Source organism: Georgenia sp. Z2081, from assembly GCF_055326445.1.
The window spans coordinates 124784-139471 of sequence record NZ_JBUZNK010000009.1 but is presented as its reverse complement, the minus strand read 5'-3'; the positions used below and the strand labels follow the sequence as shown (position 1 = coordinate 139471).

The following is a 14688-nucleotide window of genomic DNA, read 5'->3' as shown; positions in this document are numbered from 1 at the left end:
ATGAGCCTCGGCGAGATCCTCGTCGCCGTCACGGCGGTCGCCGTCGGGACCACCCTGCAGCGCGTCTCGGGGATGGGCGTCGGCCTCGTCGTCGCCCCCGTGCTGTCGCTGCTCATCGGCCCCGTCGCCGGGGTGTGGCTGACGAACGCGACGACGACGGTGTCCGCCTTCGTCATCTGGCGGGCGATGCGCACGCGGTCGGACTGGCGTCGGCTCAGGACCCTCCTGCCGTGCGCGGTGATCGGCGCGGTGCCGGCCGCGCTCGTCGTGCGCGAGCTGCCGCTCGCCTGGCTCGAGATCACGGTCGGGTCGATCCTCGTCCTCGGCCTGCTCGGCACGGTCCTCGCCTCCGCGGCGGACCGGCTGCCCCCGGTGCGCGGGCCGTTCGCCGCGGGGGTGGCGGGCGCGGTCGGCGGCTTCTTCAACACGACCGCCGGGGTCGCGGGCCCGTCGCTGGTCATGTACTCGAGGCTCTCCCGCTGGCCGCACCCCAGCTTCGCGGCCTCGATGCAGCCCACGTTCCTCACCATGGGGGTCCTCTCGGTGGTCCTCAAGCTCGGCGTCGGCGCCGCGCCCGTCTCCGACCTCCCCCAGTGGTGGGTGGTCGCCCTGCTGGCCGGCACCGTCGTCGCGGTCGTGCCCCTGGCGGGGCGGCTCGCCGCGCGGGTGCCGGCCGAGACCGCCCGGCGGCTCGCCCTCACGGTCGCCTGGGCCGGCGCGATCGCCACCCTGCTGCGCGGCGCTTCACGTCTGCTGTGACCGCGGGTGCGAGAGTGGAGGGGTGCGCATCCTCGGAGTCGATCCCGGTCTGACCCGTTGCGGCCTCGGCGTGATCGAGCGCGGCGGCGGGCGCGAGGTCGCGCTCGTGCACGTCGAGGTCGTCCGGACCCCCGCGGAGGACGACCCGCACCTGCGGCTGCTGGCGGTCGCCGAGCGGCTGGACGCCGTGCTCGCCGAGCACCGGCCCGACGTCGTGGCGGTCGAGCGCGTGTTCGCCCAGGCCAACGTCCGATCGGTCACGGGCACCTCGCAGGTCGCGGGGGTCGCCATGCTCGGCGCCGCGCGGGCCGGCACCGGCCTCGCCCTGCACACGCCGAGCGAGGTCAAGGCCGCCGTGACGGGCGACGGTCGCGCGGGGAAGAAGCAGGTCCAGGAGATGGTGCGCCGGATCCTGGGTCTGGACACCGCACCGCGGCCCGCCGACGCCGCCGATGCCCTCGCGCTGGCGATCTGCCAGGCGTGGCGCGGGGGCGGCGCGGCAGCGGCCGGACGCGGGACCGCCACGGCCCAGCACGGCGGGGCGGGCATGCTCCCCGACACCGCGGGCGCCGGTCTCACGCCCGCCCAGCGGGCCTGGGCCGACGCGGAACGCCTGGCGCGCCGCGCGGGAGCGGTCGCCCCGAGACGATAGGGTGTCGAACACGTGTTCTGCCGCAGGAGGGGAGAACCGGAACGGGCACGTGCCCGGCCCGGGCGGCCCCGCGGCGGGACGGCCGACGGATCGAAGGAAGGACCGAACCGGTGATCTCATCGCTGCGCGGGACCGTGGCGCGCGTGTCGCTGCAGGACGCCGACATCGTCGTCGGCGGCGTGGGCATGCGCGTCCAGGCCGCGCCCGGCACGCTGGCCGGACTGCGCGAGGGCTCGGACGTCACGGTGCCGACCTCGCTCGTCGTGCGCGAGGAGTCGCTCACCCTGTTCGGGTTCCGGGACGTCGACGAGCGCGACGTCTTCGAGACGCTCCAGACCGTCTCCGGGGTCGGCCCCCGGCTCGCGCTCGCCATGACCGCCGTCCTCAGCCCGGACCAGCTGCGGCGCGCCGTGGCCGACGAGGACCTCGCCACCCTCCAGCGCGTCCCCGGCATCGGCAGGAAGGGGGCCCAGCGCATCGTCCTCGAGATCGGCGAGCGGCTCGGACCGGCGGGCGACGCCCCGCCGCAGGACGCGGACGCGGCCGACGCGCCGGCACCGGGCTCGCTCCCGGCCCACGCCGGGGAGGTCGTCTCCGCGCTGGCCACGCTCGGGTGGTCCGAGCCGCAGGCGCGCGCCGCGGTCGACGCCGTGCTCGCCGCGGACGACGCACCACCCGACGGCGACGTCCCCGCCCTCCTGCGCGCCGCCCTCACCCACCTGGGCGGGGGGCGCCGTGGCTGAGGACGTCCCGGGACCGACGGGCGGGCCGACGCAGGGCAGGTCGGACGACGACGTGCTCACCACCGGCGCCGACGACGTCGAGCGCGCCGCCGAGGCCGCCCTGCGACCCAGGCGTCTCGCGGACTTCATCGGCCAGCGCGTCGTGCGCGACCAGCTCGCGCTCGTCCTCGCCGCCGCCACCGCCCGCGGCGCCGCGCCCGACCACGTGCTGCTCTCCGGCCCGCCCGGGCTCGGCAAGACGACGCTGGCGATGATCGTCGCCCACGAGGTCTCGGGCTCGCTGCGGCTCACCTCGGGGCCGGCGATCACCCACGCCGGGGATCTCGCCGCCATCCTCTCCGCGGTGCAGGAGCACGACGTGCTCTTCATCGACGAGATCCACCGGCTCGCGCGCCCGGCCGAGGAGATGCTCTACCTCGCGATGGAGGACTTCCGGATCGACGTCGTCGTGGGCAAGGGACCCGGGGCGACCTCGATCCCGCTCGCTCTCCCGAGGTTCACGGTCGTGGGCGCCACGACCCGGGCCGGCCTGCTGCCGGCGCCCCTGCGCGACCGCTTCGGGTTCACGGCGCACCTGGAGCACTACGACGTCGACGAGCTCGTCCAGGTCCTCACGCGCTCCGCGACCCTGCTCGGCATCGAGCTCACCGAGGACGCGGCCGGCGAGCTGGCCGCCCGCTCGCGAGGCACGCCCCGCATCGCCAACCGGCTGCTGCGACGGGTGCAGGACTACGCGCAGGTGCGCGGCGCCGGCGTCGCGGACCTGACGGCGACCCGTGCGGCGCTGACCATCTTCGAGGTCGACGACCTCGGGCTCGACCGGCTCGACCGGTCCGTGCTCACGGCGCTGTGCACGCGGTTCGGGGGCGGGCCGGTCGGGCTGACCACGCTCGCCGTGTCGGTCGGCGAGGAGCCGGAGACCGTGGAGACCGTCGCCGAGCCGTTCCTCGTGCGCGAGGGGCTCGTCGTGCGCACCCCGCGGGGGCGTGCCGCCACCACGGCCGCGTACGCGCACCTGGGTCTCGAACCGCCGGCCGAGGGCACGCTCTTCTCCTGAGACCGCACGCGCGTCTCGTGACAGGGCGCTCAGCACCCTCCGGCCGGCGCTGCCCGCGCCTGGCCGCCCGGTCCGGGAGACAACCTTCACGGAGAGCCTGGGCCCGGCCGGAGCGCCCACGCCCTAGACTGCTCTGGTTCGCCCCTTCACCTGATTGGTCTGCGCGTGGATCCCACACTGCTCCTCCTCGTCCTCGGCATGGTCCTGCTCTTCTGGTTCATGAGCCGGCAGGGGAAGAAGGCCCAGCAGCGCCAGCGGGAGAAGGTCGAGGAGGGCCTCGTCCCGGGCGGCTGGGTGCAGACCATCGCGCGCACCTACCACCAGGTGGTCGAGGTCAACGGCGACATCATCACCCTGTCGAACCCCGACGGCAGCGAGTACCTCGTCCACCGCACCGGCATCGCGCAGCCCACGCAGTCGCCCTACGAGCTGATGTCCGACGGGTCGCACGACGACCTCGACGACGAGCCCGTGGCCGACGCCGCGACCGAGACATCGGTCGACGACGCCCGCGAGTCCGCGGGCGGCGACGCTCCCGCCGTGGACCAGGAGAACGAGTGGTTCGACGACGGCCGCCCCGGCCGCGACGACCGCAGCTGACGCCCGTCCCGACGTGTCCGACCCGAAGAAGCGGCGTGAGCCGCGCCGCCCGAGGCTGCCCCGCCCCGCGCGCACGCTCCTGGGCCTGCTGGTCCTCGTCGTCGCGCTCGTGGGAACGCTCACGGCCGGCAACCTCGCCGGCAGTGCCTCGCCGGTGCCCCGTCTCGCGCTCGACCTCGAGGGCGGCACGCAGGTCATCATGACCCCCCGCACCACGGACGGCTCCGCCATCGAGGGCGAGGACGTGGCGCAGGCGATCGAGATCATCCGCAACCGCGTCGACGGCTCGGGCGTCGCGGAGGCCGAGATCACGAGCCAGGGCGCGCAGAACATCGTCGTCGCGATCCCCGGGCGCGCGTCGGAGGAGACCCTCGAGCTCATCAGCCGGTCCGCGCAGCTGAGGTTCCGCCCGGTGCTCGCCCTCCAGGACCCCACGACGATCGACCCGAGCCAGCTGCTGCCCGAGGAGGCCCCGACCGACGGCGCCGAGTCCCCGACCAATGGTGCCGAGGCGCCGACCGACGGCGCCGGGTCGCCCGCGGAGTCGGGGTCCGAGTCGGCCACCGCCGGCGCCGGCACCGACCGCGCCCTGGCGGCGGCCGCCGACGCCCCCACCGACGGTCCCGGCGCCGCCGAGATCCCGGACGAGGTGCGCGGCGCTGCCTTCATCGCGGCCGACGCCGACGGCGACGGCGAGCTCGCGACCGAGCCCACCGAGGAGCCGGCCGACACCTCCGACACGGCGTGGATCACCGAGCGCGTCCAGTACGACATGTACGCGCTGGACTGCACGGACCCGGCCAACCAGGCCGGCGGCTGGGCGGACGACTCCGGCACCGCGGTGGTCGCGTGCGACCCCACCGGCCAGCAGAAGTTCGTGCTCGGTCCGGCCGTCGTCGAGGGCACGCAGCTGACGGGCGCCAGCTCCGGGATGCAGGTCAACAACCAGGGCATGTCGACGGGGCTCTGGGCCGTCAACCTCGAGATGAACTCCGAGGCCACCGAGGTGTTCGCCGAGGTCTCCCAGCGCCTGCCCACCCTGCCGCCGCCGCAGGACCAGTTCGCCATCGTGCTCGACGGCGTCGTCCTGTCCAACGCGGGGTTCAACAGCGCGATCCTCGACGGCAGCGCGCAGATCACCGGCTCGTTCACCGACGAGGAGGCGAACGCGCTCGCCAACCAGCTGAACTTCGGCTCCCTGCCGATCACGTTCGAGGTGCAGTCCACCGAGCAGATCTCCGCGACGCTGGGCTCCGAGCAGCTGACCAACGCCGCCCTCGCCGGCCTCGTGGGCCTGGTTCTCGTCGTCGGTTACATGATCTGGCAGTACCGCGGCCTGGGCCTGCTCTCGGTCGCGAGCCTCGCGGTGGCCGCCGCGATCGTCTACCTCGTCATCGCGCTGCTCAGCTGGTCGATCAACTACCGCCTCTCGCTGCCCGGCGTCGCGGGACTCATCATCTCCATCGGGACGACGGCGGACTCGTTCATCGTGTACTTCGAACGGATCCGCGACGAGATCCGGGACGGCCGCACCCTGGCCTCCGCCGTCGAGCACGGCTGGAAGCGGGCCCGGCGCACGATCATCGCGTCCGACGCGGTGAACTTCCTCGCGGCGATCGTGCTCTACCTGCTCGCCGTCGGCGGGGTGCGCGGCTTCGCGTTCACCCTCGGACTGACGACGATCATCGACCTCGTCGTCGTCGTGCTCTTCACGCACCCGGCGATGCAGCTGCTCGTGCGCATGCCGTTCTTCCGGGACGGCCACACGCTCTCCGGACTCTCACCGGAGCGACTCGGTGTCGACCCCGCTCTCTACCGGGGCGCCGGCCGGTTCCGGTCGCGCCGGTCCTCGACCGGCACGGGCGAGGGCGGGTCCGGGGACGACGACGCCGGCACCACCGACGGGACGAAGGTTCCAGTGGGGGCCGGCACGACCATCGCCGAACGCCGGGCGGCCGAGCGGCGTGCCGAGCGCGAACGACGCAAGAAGGAACGATCGGTCGACCCCTACGCGGGGCTCGGCGGGTCCGGCGACGACGGGGCGGTGGTCTGATGGCGTCCCTCTCCTCGATGGGCAACGACCTCTACACGGGGAAGCGCTCCTTCGACATCGTCGGCAGGCGCCGCACGTGGTACGTGGCCGCCGCCGTCCTCGTCCTGATCTCGGTCGGGGTGCTGCTCGTGCGGGGCATCAACCCGGGCATCGACTTCCGCGGCGGCTCGCAGTTCACGGTCTCCGGCGCGGCGACGCTCGACCAGTCGCTGGCGACCGACGCCGTCGCCGACGTCGGCGGCGAACCGCCCCGGGTGGCGGTCGTCGGATCGTCCTCGCTGCGCGTGCAGACGGCCGAGCTCTCCGACGAGCAGACGCGCGAGCTGAGCGAGGGCCTCGCCGAGGCCTACGACGTCCCGGTCGACGACGTCACGGCGACGTTCGTCGGGCCCACCTGGGGCGCGGACGTCACCCGGCAGGCGCTGCTGTCGCTCGGCATCTTCCTCACCGCCGTGTCGGTGGTGATGGTGCTGTACTTCCGGGCCTGGACGTTCGCGGCGGGGGCGATCATCGCGCTGCTCCACGACGTCGTCCTCACGGTCGGGATCTACGCCGCGATCGGTTTCGAGGTCACGCCGTCGAGCGTCATCGGCTTCCTCACGATCCTCGGCTACTCGCTGTACGACACGGTCGTGGTCTTCGACAAGGTGCGCGAGAACACCGCCGACGTCCTCGAGCAGGGACGGGACACGTACGCCGAGCGCTCGAACCTCGCCGTCAACCAGACCCTCGTGCGCTCCATCAACACGTCGGTCACCGGGCTGCTGCCGGTCGGTGCGATCCTCATCATCGGTGTCCTGCTCCTCGGGGCGGGCACGCTGCGCGACATCGCGCTCGCCCTGTTCGTCGGCATGCTGCTGTCGACCGTGTCGTCGGTGTTCATCGCGGCGCCGGCCGAGGTCAGCCTGCGGATGCTGGACAGCGACTACCGGCAGCACACCGACGACGTGCTGCTCGAGCGCGCCGGCGAGCACCCGGAGGCGCGCCCGGCCGACGACGATGGCCACGACGACATCGACGACGAGGCCGGCGACGCGGCCGGCCGGACGGCGGGAGCCGGGGCCGCAACGGCCCCATCGCCGAGCAAGGCCCGACGGAAGAAGAAGCGATGAGCCCAGCCTCCGCAGGTGCACCCGGCTTCGGCCCCGAGATCACGGCGATCGTCGAGCAGCACATCGCCCTGGTCCCCGACTACCCCAAGCCCGGCGTCCTGTTCCGGGACATCACGCCGCTGCTCGCCGACGGGCCCGCGTTCGCCGCGCTCGTCGACGCCTTCGCCGAGCGCTACCGCGGCAGGGTCGACGCCGTCGCCGGGCTGGAGTCCCGCGGGTTCATCCTCGGGGCGCCCGTCGCGGTCGCGCTCGGGGTCGGCATGATCACCGTCCGCAAGGCCGGTCGCCTGCCCGGCGAGGTCATCGGCGCGGACTACTCCCTGGAGTACGGCCAGGCACGCATGGAGGTGCGCCCCTCGACGGTGGAGAGCGGCCAGCGGGTGCTCGTCGTCGACGACGTCCTCGCCACCGGTGGCACGGCCGCGGCCGCGTGCCGACTCATGGAGGAGGCCGGCGCCGAGGTGGCCGGCCTGGGGATGCTCATCGAGCTGGCCGAGCTCGGCGGACGCTCGCGCCTGACGGGACGACAGGTCGACTCGGTCGTCGTCGTCTGAGACCGGGACCGCGTCGGCCGGTCCCCGGGTGGAGCACTATCATCCTGGGATGACCATCGAGCGGACCGGGCAGCCGGCGGCGTCCTCGCCGTCCGGCTGGGGACGCTCGCGCCTCGTCTGGCTCGGGGGCCGCTCCCACCAGTTCCCCGCGGCGATCGAGCCCGTCATCGGCGCGCTGCGCGCCAGCCACCCCAAGTCCAACGTCCAGCTCGTCCGGCGGGCCTACGAGGTCGCGGAGCGCGCCCACGAGGGGCAGACGCGGAAGTCGGGCGAGCCCTACATCACCCACCCCGTCGCGGTGACGACGATCCTCGCCGAGCTGGGGATGCCCGACGTCGTGGTGGCCTCCGCGCTGCTGCACGACACGGTGGAGGACACCGACTACTCGCTGGACCAGGTGCGCAAGGACTTCGGCGACGAGATCGCGCTCCTCGTCGACGGCGTGACGAAGCTCGACAAGGTCCACTACGGCGAGGCCGCGCAGGCCGAGACGGTGCGCAAGATGGTCGTCGCGATGGCCAAGGACATCCGCGTCCTCGTCATCAAGCTCGCGGACCGCCTGCACAACGCGCGCACCTGGCGGCACGTCTCCCAGGAGTCCGCGCGCCGCAAGGCCCGCGAGACGCTCGAGATCTACGCCCCGCTCGCGCACCGGCTCGGCGTCAACACCATCAAGTGGGAGCTCGAGGACCTCTCGTTCCGCACGCTCTACCCCAAGGTCTACGACGAGATCGACCACCTGGTGGCCGAGCGGGCGCCCGCCCGCGACGAGTACCTGGCGAAGGTCCGCTCCCAGATCGAGCAGGACCTCAAGACGCACCGGCTCAAGGCGGTCGTCACCGGCAGACCGAAGCACCACTACTCGATCTACCAGAAGATGATCGTGCGGGGCCGCGACTTCGACGACATCTTCGACCTCGTCGGGGTTCGTGTGCTCGTCGACTCGGTCGGCGACTGCTACACGATGCTCGGCGCCGTGCACGCGCGATGGACGCCCATGCCGGGGCGCTTCAAGGACTACATCGCGATGCCGAAGTTCAACCTCTACCAGTCCCTGCACACGACCGTGCTCGGCCCGGGCGGGCGGCCGGTCGAGATCCAGATCCGCACCCACGCCATGCACCGGCGTGCCGAGTACGGCGTGGCCGCCCACTGGAAGTACAAGGAGGGCTCCCGTGCGGGACGTGCCGCGCCCGAGCCGTCCGGCGGGGAGATGGGCTGGCTGCGCCAGCTCGTCGACTGGCAGAAGGAGACCGCCGACCCGGGCGAGTTCCTCGACTCCCTGCGCTACGAGATGGCCGGCTCGCAGGTCTACGTGTTCACGCCCAAGGGTGACGTGCTCGCGCTGCCCGGCAGCTCGACCGCGGTGGACTTCGCCTACGCCGTGCACACGGAGGTCGGTCACCGCACCGTCGGGGCCAAGGTCAACGGCAAGCTCGTCCCGCTCGACCGGCGCCTCGACAACGGTGACTCGGTCGAGGTGATCACGTCGAAGTCTCCCGAGGCGGGCCCCTCCCAGGACTGGCTGAGCTTCGTCGCGAGCCCGCGCGCGAAGAACAAGATCCGGCAGTGGTTCACGAAGGAGCGCCGGGAGGAGGCCGTCGAGGGCGGGCGGAACGCGCTGGCCAAGGCCATGCGCAAGCAGAACATGCCGATCCAGCGCCTCATGAGTGCCGAGGCCGTGCACTCGCTCGCGGTGGAGATGCGGTACGCCGACGTCACGGCCCTGTACGCCGCGATCGGCGAGGGGCACGTGTCCGCGGCGAACGTCGTCGCCAAGCTCGTGGAGTCGATGGGCGGCGACGACGGGGCGGAGGAGACGCTCGCCGAGGCGACGATCCCCGGCACCGGTACGCCCGTGCGCCGCAGCGGCGACTCGGGCATCGCCGTCGAGGGCATGGACGGCTCCGACGTGTGGGTGAAGATCGCTCGCTGCTGCACCCCCGTCCCGGGCGACCCGATCGTCGGGTTCATCACCCGCTCCCAGGGCGTGTCCGTGCACCATGCCGAGTGCCAGAACGTCGACCAGCTGCGCACGCAGAGCGAACGGCTCGTCGGCGTGGAGTGGGTCGAGAGCCCCGAGTCCACGTTCCTCGTGCAGGTGCAGGTCGAGGCGCTCGACCGGCACGGCCTGCTGTCCGACCTCACGCGCGTGCTCTCGGAGAACCACGTCAACATCCTGTCCGCGTCGATCTCGACCACCCGTGAGCGGGTGGCGATCGGCCGGTTCGTCTTCGAGATGGCCGAGACCGCGCACCTGGGCTCGGTGCTCAGGGCGATCCGGCAGGTCCAGGGCGTGCTCGACGTCCAGCGGGTGATGGGGCGGCGGCCGGAGGGCCGGCGCGGCTGACCCGGGCCGTGCCGCGGGTCGGGCGGTCAGCCCGGCGGCGACGCCTACGCGGCGCGGGTGATCGTCGCGGGCACGTGCGGCAGCACGTCGCCGAGCGTCGTGAGATCGAGGGGGACGCCCGCGCCGACGAGGCGACCGTCGAGGGCGAGGCGGGTGAGCGCGACCGCGACGGCGGCGGTCGCCCCGTAGTCCGAGTCGCAGACGATCCGCACCCCGTCCCGGCCCGGTCGACCGTCGCGACGGCCGAGCACGCGGACGGTGAGCATCGCCTCCTCGGGCCGGTCCGGGTCGTGCGTCGCCAGCGGAGCGAGCACGGGAGCGAGCGGGCCCAGGGCGCGGACCCGGGCGAGACCGGCGACGAGCCGGATGAACGCGGGGGAGTCCCAGCCCGTCCAGTACCGGACGTCGGCGCCGGTGGCGTCCGCGAGGAGGGCCCGCTCGGGGTGCTCGAACCGGCGCAGGCCCGGCTCGCGGGGATGACGGTCCGCCAGACCGGGCCGCCGGGTCGGCGGGACCGGAGCGGCGACCCAGCGCAGCATCGCCACGGTCCCGTCCGGCCCGACCGACGCGTTCGTGCTCTGGTGGTACAGCAGCTCGACGTGGTCGGCCCGGTCGAGGCCGGCGACGAGGTCCGCCACCACGAGCCCGGACAGCCCGGGAAACATCCCCGCCATCGTCACCGAGGCGAGACCCTGCCGACGCGCGCGGGCATCCGTCGCGCGCACCTGGTCGGCCTGCGCGGGGTCCGGGCTCACGTCGACGACGTGGACGCCCGCACCCAGGCCGACCTCCTGCACGAGCGGACGGTCCTGGGGCGCCGCGACGACCAGGGCATCCGCACCCTCGACGGCCCGGGCGACGCTCGCGGCGTCGCGGACGTCGAGGTGGACATGCTCGGGTGCGCCGACGGCCCGCGCGGTCAGTGGTGCGCGCTCGGCCCGGTGGTCGCCCGCCACGACGGTCGCGTCCGTGGTCCGCGCGAGCCTGGTGGCGATGCGTCCGCCCAGCACCCCGGACGCTCCTGCGACGACGATGCGGGGCACGGGACTCCTTCGGCGACGGGTTCTCGTTCGGCGACGGTGTCCCGTTGATCCGGACGGCCGACGCCGCGAGACTACGCCCCCGCGCCCTACGTGGATACGGGCCTGCGCCCGAGGTCACCTATGGGCCGGTGCCCGAGGTCGACGAGGACGAGGTCGAGCAGCTCGGTGGCCCGGCGGATGCCGGGCAGCCCGGTGCGCTCGAGGACCGCACGCCGGACGTCGGCGGCCACCGCGCGATCCCCGAGCAGCGCGCGCGCCGGCCCCGCCGACCGGTCGAACGGAAGACGGCGAACGAGGTCGAGCACCGTGCGCGCCGGCGTCGTGGCCGGGACACCGTCGACGTGTGTGAGGTCGTGCGCGCGCAGGACGATCTTGTGTCGGGCCCTGCCCGTGCGCCCGGGGGCTCGCGCCGTGTCGGGGATCCGGGGGCGAGGGCCGCCGACGTGGACCCAGGCGGCCGAGCCGAGACAGAGCACCTGGTGGGGGCTGAGCTCCTCGGACGCCTGTGCTGCCCGTGCCGCGCGCGCCAGACCTGCGCCGATCGCCGCCGGCGGCGTCGTCCCGTCCGCCGACCCCCACACGGTCGACAGGGGCGGGGGGTCGGCACCACCGGGAGTGCGGACGACGAGGGCGTCGCCGTGGACCGGTGCCACCAGCTGGGGCACGGGCAGGGCACGTGGGGCGAGCCAGGTCAGAGCCGGATGCATGTGCCCACGATGGCCTGGACGCCCGCGGCCCCGCCCACGATCTGTGGACGGGGCCGCGGGAGCGGTGCCTGTGGATGGATCAGGCGTCGGCGGACGCCTGTATCTGGGCGAGCCAGGAACGGCGAGCCTCGAGCGCCTCCTGGGCGGTGGCGATCTTCTTGTCGTCGCCGGTGGCCCGGGCCTTCTCGAGGTCCTCCTCGAGGCCGGCGATGGCGTCCTCGAGCTGGGCGAGCATGCCGTCCGCCCTGGCCTTCTTCTCCGGGTCGGACCGGTTCCAGCGCTCGGCCTCGGCGTCGCGGATGGCCTTCTCGACGGCGCGCATGCGGCCCTCGACGCGCTGGATGTCCGCCCGCGGCACCTTGCCCGCCTCCTCCCACTGGTCCTGCAGCGGACGCAGGGCGTTCTTCGCCGCCTCGACGTCCGTAATCGGCAGGAGGGCCTCGGCCTTCGTGAGGATCTCGAGCTTGACCTCGAGGTTGCCCTCGTACTCCTTGTCGATCGCCGCGTTGGCGGCGGTGCGGTTGTCGAAGAAGCGCTGCTGCGCGGTACGGAATCGGTGCCAGAGCTCGTCGTCGACCTTCCTCGAGGCGCGTCCGGCCGCCTTCCACTGGTCCATGAGGTCGCGGTAGGCGCCCGAGGTGGGTCCCCAGTCGGTCGAGCCGGAGAGCTCCTCTGCGCGCGTGATGAGCTTCTCCTTGGCCCGGCGCACCTCGTCCTGGCTGGCGTCGAGCTCGTGGAAGAACGCCTTGCGCTGCTTGTCGAACTGCGTGCGTGCCGCGGAGAAGCGCTTCCACAGCGCGTCCTCGTCCGGCTTGTCGATGCGCGGACCCGAGCGCTGGGCCTTCTTCCAGCTGTCCAGCAGGCCCCGCATCTCCTCGCCGGAGGCCTTCCACCGGGTGTTGGCGGGGTTCTGGGCGGCGATCCCCTCGGCCCGCTCGATGAGCGCGGTGCGCTCGACGAGGGCCTCGGCCTTGGCCTCGGCGCGCGCGACGCGCGCCTTCTCGCGCTCGACCTCGATGACCTGCTCGACGGCGGCCAGTCGCTCGCGCAGCGCCGGCAGGTCCCCGACGGCGGCCGGCTCGGCGAGCTGCTCGGTGAGCTTGCGATGCGTCTGGCCGGCCTCCTTCGGGGTGATGTGGCTCAGGCGCGTCTCGAGGAGCGCGACCTGAGCGGCGAGGTCGAGGTAGCGGCGCACGTACATGCCGAGCGCCTCCTCCTCGGAGCCGCTCGGGAACTGACCCACGATCCGTTCCGAGTCGCCGTCCTTGACGTAGACCGTGCCCTCCTCGTCGACCCGTCCGAAGGCGGCTGCCGCCGCGGCGAGCGCGGGGTCCAGCGCCGGCTGGGGGGCGGCGGGAGCGGCCGCGGCGGCCGGGACCGGTGCGACCGACGGCTTGGCCGGCATCGCCTTCGGCGTCGGCACGGAGCCCGGTGTCGGTGCGGGCGCCCCGCCCGGCCGTGGGCGCGGGGTGGGAGCCGGCGGCGCAGGAGGCGCGTCCGGTGCGTGGGACTCCGGTGCCGCAGCCGCGGGTGCGGGTGCGGGTGGCGCCGGGGCTGCCTCGGGAGCCGGCGATGCTGCCTCGGGTGCCGGTGGTGCCGGTGGTGCCGGGGCTGCCTCGGGTGCCGGGGCTGCCTCGGGTGCCGGGGCTGCCTCGGGTGCCGGGGGTGGTGCCGGGGCTGCCTCGGGTGCCGGGGCTGCCTCCGGACCATGCGCAGTCTCGGGAGCCGGCGGCGCGGGAGGCGCGTCCGGTGCGGGCGGTGCCGGCGCAGTCTCGGGTGCCGGCGGCGCGGGAGGCGCTTCGGGAGCCGGCGCGGTCTCGGGTGCCGGTGGAGCCTCCGACGCAGGCGGTGCGGACGGCGCGTCCGCGGCTGGCCCCGGCCCAGCCTCGGGCGCAGGAGGGCCGGCCTCGGCCGGCTCCGGTGCCGGATGCGCGGCCGCGCGGGCCGATTCCTCCTCGGTGGTCCCGGGCGCCTCGGGGGAGCCGTGGGGCTCCGCGGGTGCGTTCTCGTCGCGGTAGGGCTGATCGCTCACGTCGCTCACTCCATGCCGAGGCCCGCGTGCGGGCGTCGTCGTCACCGCGGCACCGACCTGGTGCGCGGGTCCCCGGCTCGGCAGGGGACCCGGACAGCGTAGTTCGCTCCGCGCATCCGCACCGACACGTGACCGTCCGCGCGCGGGCGAAAGGTTCGAATCCCACCGAGAGTGCAGTCCGGCCCGAGAGGGCCACGCCCGCGAGCTGCGCCCCGGGCCCCGTCTACCCTGGCGGCATGCTCGTCCGCCGCGTCGTCGCCCCGGCCCTCGAGGTCAACACCTTCGTCCTCGCCCCGGCCCAGGACGGCCCGTGCGTCGTCGTCGACCCGGGAGCCGGCTCCGCCGAGCTCCTCGGCCCGGTGCTCGAGCACCTGGGGCTGAGCGTCGGCGCCGTCCTCGTCACCCACGGCCACCCGGACCACGTGTGGGACGCCGCCGCCGTCGCGGACCCCGCCGGCGTCCCCGTGCAGATCGCGGCACCCGACCGGCCCCGCCTGGCGGACCCCGCCGGCGCCGACCAGGTCGGCGAGCTCCTCGGCGGCCAGTTCCCGCTGATCGCAGGCACCCCGTGGCGCCGGCCGGCCGCCGTCCAGCAGATGTCCACCGACCTCCTCACCGGCGGGGGAGCGGCGGTCGTCCCCGCGCTCGGCGTGCGCGGCATCCCCGCCCCCGGGCACACGGCAGGCTCGACGGTGCTGCTGCTCCAGGCCGACGAGCTCGACACCGGCGAGCCCGGCGACCCTGGCCACGTGCGGCTACCGACCCCGACGGTGCCGCACCTGCTGCTGCTCACCGGCGACGTCGTCTTCGCGGGCTCCGTCGGCCGCACCGACCTGCCCGGCGGCGACCCCCGGGCCATGGACGAGACGCTGCGGACCCTCACGCGCGTCGTCGACCCGCGCTCGATCCTCCTGCCGGGCCACGGTCCCGTCACCACCCTGCAGCACGAGCTCGCCACGAACCCCTTCCTCTCCTGAGACCTGGCCGGCCGATCGACATCGGGCAAGGCCCGGAGCGTGCGCGATG

The 14688-nt window shown here is 74.2% G+C and carries 13 protein-coding genes; 10 read left to right on the top strand and 3 right to left on the bottom strand.

Annotated features, from left to right (window positions below; genetic code table 11):
• The 9 genes from ACZLKG_RS12725 to ACZLKG_RS12685 all read left to right on the top strand — a co-directional run bounded on the left by ACZLKG_RS12725 (position 1) and on the right by ACZLKG_RS12685 (position 9880).
• Positions 1-759 (top strand): TSUP family transporter, encoded by a 759-nt coding sequence (locus ACZLKG_RS12725; RefSeq protein WP_463648933.1) that lies wholly within the window; start codon positions 1-3, stop codon positions 757-759.
• 22 nt (positions 760-781) lie between these two features.
• Positions 782-1411, top strand: coding sequence for a crossover junction endodeoxyribonuclease RuvC (gene ruvC / locus ACZLKG_RS12720; protein WP_463648931.1), 630 nt, complete (start codon positions 782-784; stop codon positions 1409-1411).
• A 110-nt stretch (positions 1412-1521) separates the two neighbouring features.
• Complete coding sequence (ruvA, locus tag ACZLKG_RS12715; protein ID WP_425709535.1) at positions 1522-2154, top strand: Holliday junction branch migration protein RuvA; 633 nt, start codon at positions 1522-1524, stop codon at positions 2152-2154.
• A gap of 52 nt (positions 2155-2206) precedes the next feature.
• A complete protein-coding gene (gene ruvB, locus ACZLKG_RS12710) occupies positions 2207-3211 on the top strand; it encodes a Holliday junction branch migration DNA helicase RuvB (protein ID WP_425709552.1) in 1005 nt (334 codons plus the stop codon).
• Positions 3212-3376: 165 nt separating this feature from the next.
• A complete protein-coding gene (locus ACZLKG_RS12705) occupies positions 3377-3811 on the top strand; it encodes a preprotein translocase subunit YajC (RefSeq protein ID WP_425709534.1) in 435 nt (144 codons plus the stop codon).
• 13 nt (positions 3812-3824) lie between these two features.
• The gene (gene secD / locus ACZLKG_RS12700) at positions 3825-5864 is read left to right on the top strand and encodes a protein translocase subunit SecD (RefSeq protein WP_463648929.1); all 2040 of its coding nucleotides are present in this window, start codon (positions 3825-3827) and stop codon (positions 5862-5864) included.
• Positions 5864-6976 carry a protein translocase subunit SecF gene (secF, locus tag ACZLKG_RS12695; RefSeq protein WP_463648927.1) on the top strand — a complete coding sequence of 371 codons (1113 nt, stop codon included), beginning with the start codon at positions 5864-5866 and terminating at the stop codon, positions 6974-6976. Before secD ends, secF begins: the two co-directional genes overlap by 1 nt.
• Positions 6973-7530 carry an adenine phosphoribosyltransferase gene (locus tag ACZLKG_RS12690; protein ID WP_463648926.1) on the top strand — a complete coding sequence of 186 codons (558 nt, stop codon included), beginning with the start codon at positions 6973-6975 and terminating at the stop codon, positions 7528-7530. The genes secF and ACZLKG_RS12690 overlap by 4 nt, the downstream gene beginning before the upstream one ends.
• A gap of 49 nt (positions 7531-7579) precedes the next feature.
• Entirely contained in the window at positions 7580-9880 is a 2301-nt protein-coding gene (locus ACZLKG_RS12685) for a RelA/SpoT family protein (RefSeq protein ID WP_463648925.1), read from the top strand.
• 44 nt (positions 9881-9924) lie between these two features.
• Here the strand turns inward: ACZLKG_RS12685 and ACZLKG_RS12680 are convergent, their stop codons facing one another.
• From ACZLKG_RS12680 to ACZLKG_RS12670, 3 genes are all read right to left on the bottom strand, one after another.
• Positions 9925-10923 carry an NAD-dependent epimerase/dehydratase family protein gene (locus ACZLKG_RS12680; protein WP_463648924.1) on the bottom strand — a complete coding sequence of 333 codons (999 nt, stop codon included), beginning with the start codon at positions 10921-10923 and terminating at the stop codon, positions 9925-9927.
• Between the two features lie 86 nt (positions 10924-11009).
• Positions 11010-11630, bottom strand: a complete 621-nt coding sequence (locus ACZLKG_RS12675) for a hypothetical protein (protein WP_463648923.1) — start codon at positions 11628-11630, stop codon at positions 11010-11012.
• A gap of 79 nt (positions 11631-11709) precedes the next feature.
• A complete protein-coding gene (locus tag ACZLKG_RS12670) occupies positions 11710-13053 on the bottom strand; it encodes a DUF349 domain-containing protein (RefSeq protein WP_463648922.1) in 1344 nt (447 codons plus the stop codon).
• A gap of 845 nt (positions 13054-13898) precedes the next feature.
• On the opposite strand from ACZLKG_RS12670, the gene ACZLKG_RS12665 reads away from it, so the two are divergent.
• Positions 13899-14639, top strand: a complete 741-nt coding sequence (locus ACZLKG_RS12665; protein WP_463648921.1) for an MBL fold metallo-hydrolase — start codon at positions 13899-13901, stop codon at positions 14637-14639.
• Positions 14640-14688 lie beyond the last annotated feature (49 nt).

Bases quoted from the DNA above. Each gene is read 5' to 3' on its own strand.
- ACZLKG_RS12685 (WP_463648925.1), top strand. From the start codon at position 7,580: ATGACCATCGAGCGGACCGGGCAGCCGGCGGCGTCCTCGCCGTCCGGC.
- ACZLKG_RS12665 (WP_463648921.1), top strand. From the start codon at position 13,899: ATGCTCGTCCGCCGCGTCGTCGCCCCGGCCCTCGAGGTCAACACCTTC.
- ACZLKG_RS12725 (WP_463648933.1), top strand. From the start codon at position 1: ATGAGCCTCGGCGAGATCCTCGTCGCCGTCACGGCGGTCGCCGTCGGG.
- ACZLKG_RS12675 (WP_463648923.1), bottom strand. From the start codon at position 11,630: ATGCATCCGGCTCTGACCTGGCTCGCCCCACGTGCCCTGCCCGTGCCC.
- ACZLKG_RS12690 (WP_463648926.1), top strand. From the start codon at position 6,973: ATGAGCCCAGCCTCCGCAGGTGCACCCGGCTTCGGCCCCGAGATCACG.
- secF (WP_463648927.1), top strand. From the start codon at position 5,864: ATGGCGTCCCTCTCCTCGATGGGCAACGACCTCTACACGGGGAAGCGC.